We start from the raw sequence: 6,239 nt of genomic DNA on the forward strand, positions 1-6,239 counted from the left end.
ACCCGGTGGACTGACCGGGCTCCCACCAGGGCCTCATCGGCCTCAAGGAGCGCGCCGACCTCCTGGGCGGCACCCTGGACTCCGGCCCCACCGCCGACGGCGGCTTCGAGGTGACCCTCCGCATCCCGGCCGGCACGGACTGACGACTGGTCAGGCCCTGCGATCAGGCTCCTGCCACGACGGCCGGTGCGAGCCCGGTCAGTCCACCGGGTGGCCGGGCGAGATCGTCCGGGCGTCGTCGAGGCGCAGCAGAGGACCGTCGTACGTCTCGTCGCCGCCCCACTCGACCGGGTCGAGGACGAAGCCGATGTGGTCGCCGCCGCCGACGCGGGTGACGATCCGGCCGACGAACCAGGCCGGCGCGTCCTGGAGGACGACGGCCCCGCCGTGGCCCTCGCGCCGGCGGACGTGCCGGAACTTGTCCTCCCGGTCGCCGGTGCGTCCGCCGAACAGCTCGGCCAGGGCGTGCTGTTCGCGGGCCAGCAGGTGCACGGCCAGGACTCGGGCGGACCGGGCCACCCGGAAGGTGTGGTTGACCTCCGACAGCCACACCACCCACCGCACCGGCCGGATGGAGCACTGCGAGGCGAACCCGACCAGACAGCCGGCCCGTTCGCCGCCCGCCGCGGCCGTGACCACACACATGTCGGGGTTCACCCGTCGGAGGAACTCGTCCATGCCCGCCACCATGCCATCCGGCGGCTCCCCGGGAGGAGCAGGATCATTCCGCCCGGCGCGCCCGGCCGAGGCCCTGGTAACGGTGGGCGACCCCGCCGGGAAGCAGGTATTCCGCCAGGAGGTTGCCCGTGCGGTGGGAGGGCAGCCCCATGTCGTGCAGGAGTTCGTCCGCGCAGTGGATGTCGTACGGGCCGAAGTCGTAGCCGCCGGAGCCCGGCAGCACCTGTTCCTGCCAGGCCAGGCGGGCGTCGACGGCTTCCCGCATCTCCCGCTCGCCCGGGGTGGTGCGCAGTGTCGCCCGGAAGTGACGGGCGAGCCAGTGCGCGGTGAGCTCCATGCCCATGATGTTGTTGAAGACCTGCCGGAAGCCCACGAAGCCCAGCCGGTCGGCGCCGGGCGGCACGATGCCCCGGTAGAGCCGTAGCCGGCCGGTGGAGTCGTGCACGGACACGCTCGGGTCCAGGAACGGGAAGACCTTGCGGTGCCCCGTGGCGAACACGACGACGTCCGCGGCCACCTCCTCGCCGGTCGCCAGCCGCAGCCCCCGGTCGGTGTACGCCTCGACCGCACTGACCCTGGCGGCGATCAGGCCACGGCGCACGGCACGGACGTAGCCACGTGGCATCACTCCCGCGTGGGCCAGGTGGAAGGGGAGGGCCCGGTCGGGCCGCAGGTGCTTCGGGAGACCGTAGAGACCGGTGGAGAGCAGCAGGTCACGAGTGATGAGCCACCACAGGGCCCGCTTGACCCGCTCGTCGAGGCGGTCGATCGGGCGGACGCACGCCGGATCGTGGTAGCGGGGCAGGAGGGCCTCGCCGAACCGGGTGAACAGGATCCACTTGTAGCCGACCAGGCCGAGCAGGAACCGCTCGGGGACCATCCAGTTCACCTTGCGCTGCACCAGGGTGGCCGCGGTCGCCTCGTGTGCGGCGCGGGTGACCAGGTCCAGCGCGGACTTGCCGCCGCCCACGACGACCACGCGGCGGCCGGTGAAGGTCCCGGCCCGCACCTCGTTGGAGTGCAGCACGGTCCCGTGGAACGACTTACGGCCGGGCAACTCGGGCAGGTGGGGGTGGTGATGGGCCCCGCTGGCCACGACGACGTGGTCGAACTCCTCGCGCCGGACCTCGGCCGCCGCGTCCCCGGCGGGACGCGAGTCGACCGACCAGCCGGCGGCGCCCGGCCGCCCGGGTCCCTCCACCGGCCGGACGGCGACCACCTCGGTGCCGGGCCGGACGCGGGCCAGCACGCCGAAGGTCTCGGCGTAGTGCTCCAGATAGCGTTGCGTGTCCACGGCGCCGGCGAAGTGCAGGCGGTTGGGCAGGTCCGCGAACTCGAAGATGCGGAGCGCGGACTGGTTGGCCAGCCCGTCGTAGCAGCCTCCCGCCGACCAGACCCCGCCGACCTGCCGGTACTTGTCGAGTACGGTGACGTCGAAGCCGTTCTCCAGCAGCACCTTGGCGCTGACGATTCCCCCGGGGCCGGCCCCGATCACACACACGCGCATCAGCTGTCACTCTCCCTGGGAGATCGGCACGGGTCGGCGCGTTCACCGTCCCGGTCACGGAATCCCGTGCCCAGCAGGCGGCCGGGGCCGTGCGGGACTCTCGAAACACCCCTAACCTTCCCGGGTGACCACCGAGTTGACCCTGCTGCCCCGAGTCGCCTGTCGTGGACGGGAGATCACCGCACCGCGGCTGCGCGGCCTGTTGGCCCTGCTCGCGGAGGATCCGCGCACCGGGTGCAGCACCGGCCGGCTGGTGGAGGGGCTGTGGCCGGAGGAGCTGCCGGAGCGGCCGGGCAAGGCGGTGCAGATCCTGGTGTCGCGGCTCAGGGCGCAGGTGGGTGCCGACCTGGTGGTGAGCACACCCACGGGGTATCGGCTGACGCTGGACGAGGCGCGGGTGGACAGTTCGGCGCTGCTGCTCGACGAGGCGGCGAGCGCCGAGCGTGCCCGGGCGGGTGATCACGAGGGCTCGCTGGCGCGGGCCGAGGCGGGCCTCGCCCTGTGGGACGGCCGGGTGGGTGCCGGAGCGGGTGAGGATCTGCACGATCCGGTGGTGGCGCTGCGTACCGACCGGGTGCGGGCCCACCGCTCCCTGGTCCGCTTCCGTGCCCTCGCCCTGGCCCGGCTGGGGCGTCGGGAAGAGGCTGCCGCCCCGCTGGCCGAGGTGGCGCTGGAGCTGCCGCGGGACGAGGAGGTGCTGGCGGAGCTGCTGCGTTGCGAGGCCGCCACCGCGGGCCGGGCCGCGGCGCTGACCCGGTACGACGCCTACCGCCGTGGGCTGCGCGAGGAGCTGGGCACCGATCCGGGGCCGGGGCTCAGGGCGGTGTACCAGGAGTTGCTGAGCGCGGAGGTGGCGCCGGTCCGCCATGGCGTGCCGCACGAGCCGAACCCGCTGCTCGGGCGGGACGCCGACGTCGCGGCCGTGGCGGGGCTGTTGCGGTCGGCCCGGGTGGTCACCGTCGTGGGACCCGGAGGGCTGGGCAAGACGCGGCTCTCCCACGCGGTGAGCCGGGCGGCCGAGCAGCCCGTGGTGCACTTCGTGGCCCTGGCCGGTGTCACCTCCGACGACGACGTGGCCGGTGAGGTGGCGTCGGCGGTCGGGGCCGGGGAGGGCCGGCAGTTCGCCGGTGGCGGGGACGCGGAGAGCGGCATCCTGGCCGCGCTGGGTGCGGGGCCCGCGCTGCTGGTGCTGGACAACTGCGAGCAGGTGGTGTCCGGTGCGGCCGCGCTCGTACGGACGCTGGTGTCGCGGTCGAAGGAGCTACGGGTCCTGGCCACCAGCCGGGCTCCGCTCGGGCTGACCTCGGAGTCCGTGTACGCCCTGCCCGAGCTGTCCCTGGCGATGTCCGTCGAGTTGTTCGGGCAGCGGGCGCGGGCGGCGCGGCCCGGTGTGGAGCTGCCCGAGGGCACGGTGGCCGAGATCTGCCGGCACCTGGACGGGCTGCCGCTGGCCGTGGAACTCGCCGCGGCCCGGGTGCGGGCGCTGTCCGTGGCCGACATCTCCCGCCGGCTCCGGGACCGTTTCGCGTTGCTGCGCGGCGGCGCCCGCGACGCACCCGAACGGCATCGCACGCTGCGGGCCGTGGTCGAGTGGAGCTGGAATCTGCTGGAGCCGGACGGCCGGGCGGCGATGCGGGCGTTGTCGGTGTTCCCCGGCGGCTTCGGCGAGGCGGCGGCGGAGTACGTGCTCGGCGAGACCGGCGACGTACTGGCGCTGCTGGAGCAGTTGGCCGACCAGTCGCTGATCAAGGTGGGCGAGGGTCCGTCCGGGGTGCGCTTCCACATGCTGGAGACGCTGCGGGAGTTCGGCGCGGCCGGGCGCGCGGAGGCCGGTGAGGAGGAGGCGGTGACCGGCCGGTTCCTGTGCTGGGCGCGGGACTTCGGACGGGCGCATCACGACGCGCTGTTCGGCGACGATCCGCTGCCCTCCTGGAAACGCATCCGGGCCGAGCAGGACAACCTCGTCCTGGCCCTGCGGTACGCGCTGGCCCGCGCGGACGGGCCCACCACCGCGGCCCTCACCGCCGTACTGAGCGGCTTGTGGGCCACCGGATCCAATTACGCCCGGCTCGCCGCTCTCGCCGCCGAGACCGCCGGTCCGCTGTCCCGTTTCCGTCCCGACCCGGCGAACGCCGAGGACGTCGAGGCGGCCCGCAGCGCGGCGACCACCTGCACGGCCAGCCTCTTCATGGGCCACGGCCCGCACGCCGTACGGCATCTCGTCACCCTGCGCCGGCTTCCGCCCGCCCCACCGGACACCGTGGTGCGGGCGCTGGCCGTCGTGCTGTGCGCCGTCCCGGACATGCACCCGCCCCGGTACACCCGGCTGACGGAACTCTGTGACGCCGCAGAGCCCTTGCTGGCGGCGGTCGCGTCATGCGCCGCCAGCTATGTGTGGGAGTCCGAGCAGGAGACGGAGCGCGCACTGGACTGCGCCCGCCGGATGCTCGACGCGCTGGGACCGGTCGGCAGCCCGGCCATGCGGCTGCTCAGCCACGGGCGGATCAGCGATCTGTGCCTGAAGTCCGAGCGTGGCGCGGAGGCGTACGACCATCTGCGGGCCGCGCTCGACGTGCTCGGCGAGTTCAGCGAATGGCTGGATCTGATCGGCGTCCGCTGGGGGCTGGTGCTGGCCTGCCTCCAGCGCGGCGAGGTCGACGAGGCGGAGTACTGGCTGCGGCTCGCGGCGCTGGACCAGCAGCCGGAGGCCGCCGAGATCTCCAGTCCCGATCTGCTGGCCCGGGCGGAGATCGCACTGGCCCGGGGGCTGACCGAGGTCGGGCTGGGGCTGTGGCGCCAGGCGGTGGAGTGGGTACGGCAGAGCGGTGCGCTGTACGCCGACGATCCGTTCGCTGACTCGTGGATGCTGCAGATGCAGTCGGCCGCGCTGGCCGCGCACGCGCAGCACGGCAGGCTGGAACCGGTGGCCGGGCTGGCCGAGCGGTTGCGCGGGCGGCTGCTCGGGATGCTGTCCGGGGAGCAGGCCGGCGGGACTCCGGTGGAACTGCCGGTGTACGGCACCGTACTGCTGGCGCTCGGCTTCGCCGGACTGGCCCGGGGCGATACGGCGGCCGTACGGCTGGTGGCGCTTGCGGAACGGATGCCGGTGGGGCGGGAGTTCCCGACGCTGTCCTCGGCGCGGTCCCGGCAGGCGGCCGAGGACGCCGACAGGGCGGCGTACGCCGACGCGAGGTCGAGGTACGCCGCCCTGGGGCGGGAGGAGTTGCGGGCGGTGGCGCTGCGCGAGCTCGGAGCCGGTGAGGAGGCTCTCAACTTCCCGGCTCGTCGTTGAACCGCGCCTTGGACCAGAGGTAGCCCAGCACGGTCAGGCCCAGGCACCAGCCGACGGTGAGCAGCGCGTTCTTCGTGCCGATCTCGCTGCCCATCAGCAGTCCGCGCAGGGTCTCGATGGCGGGCGAGAAGGGCTGGTACTCGGCGACCGGCTGGAACCAGCCCGGCATGGCGTCCACCGGCACGAACGCGCTGGACAGCAGCGGCAGCACCATCAGGGGCAGCGCGAGGTTGCTGGCGCCCTCGGGGTTGGGGCTGACCAGTCCCATGCCGACCGCGATCCAGATCAGCGCGACGCTGACCAGCGCCAGGAGTCCGGCCGCCGCGAGCCACTCCAGCGGTGTCGCGTTCGGCCGGAAGCCGATGGCCAGTCCGACGCCCAGCACCACCGCGAGCGCCAGCAGCGTCTGGATCACGCTGCCGAGGACGTGGCCGATGAGCACGGAGGCACGGGAGATGGCCATGGTGCGGAACCGGGCGATGATGCCCTCGGTCATGTCGGAGGCCACGGAGACGGCGGTGCCGATCGCGGTTCCGCCGATGGTCATGAGCAGGATGCCGGGGACGATGTACGCGATGTACTCGCCGCGGTCCGCGGGGCCTCCGGTGATGCCGGCGCTCATCACGTTGCCGAAGATGTAGACGAAGAGCAGCAGCAGGATGACCGGGGTGAGCAGGAGGTTCAGGGTGAGGGAGGGGTAGCGACGGGCGTGCAGGAGGTTGCGCCGCAGCATGGTGAGGTTGTCGCGCAGGGCGTGGGAGG

At 73.5% G+C, this 6,239-nt stretch carries 4 protein-coding genes and 1 pseudogene; 2 read left to right on the forward strand and 3 right to left on the reverse strand.

The features are described from left to right. Positions 1-14: 14 nt before the first annotated feature. Positions 15-143, forward strand: a pseudogene (locus L0P92_RS40930) (ATP-binding protein); the annotation flags it as partial. A gap of 55 nt (positions 144-198) precedes the next feature. On the opposite strand, the gene L0P92_RS40935 reads toward L0P92_RS40930, so the two are convergent. Then, positions 199-687: a flavin reductase family protein gene (locus tag L0P92_RS40935; RefSeq protein ID WP_234768217.1), complete on the reverse strand. Its 489-nt coding sequence runs from the start codon at positions 685-687 to the stop codon at positions 199-201. 34 nt (positions 688-721) lie between these two features. Beyond that, positions 722-2,185, reverse strand: a complete 1,464-nt coding sequence (locus L0P92_RS40940; RefSeq protein ID WP_234768215.1) for a flavin-containing monooxygenase — start codon at positions 2,183-2,185, stop codon at positions 722-724. Between the two features lie 124 nt (positions 2,186-2,309). Here L0P92_RS40940 and L0P92_RS40945 point away from each other — a divergent pair, with 124 nt between their 5' ends. Next, positions 2,310-5,477 (forward strand): ATP-binding protein, encoded by a 3,168-nt coding sequence (locus L0P92_RS40945; RefSeq protein WP_234768216.1) that lies wholly within the window; start codon positions 2,310-2,312, stop codon positions 5,475-5,477. On the opposite strand, the gene L0P92_RS40950 is transcribed toward L0P92_RS40945, so the two are convergent. Further along, on the reverse strand, positions 5,455-6,239 hold a 785-nt coding region (locus L0P92_RS40950), incomplete at its 5' end, for an ABC transporter permease (protein WP_372497418.1). The genes L0P92_RS40945 and L0P92_RS40950 overlap by 23 nt on opposite strands.

Source organism: Streptomyces muensis (genome assembly GCF_021474425.1).
Lineage (GTDB): Bacteria > Actinomycetota > Actinomycetes > Streptomycetales > Streptomycetaceae > Streptomyces > Streptomyces muensis.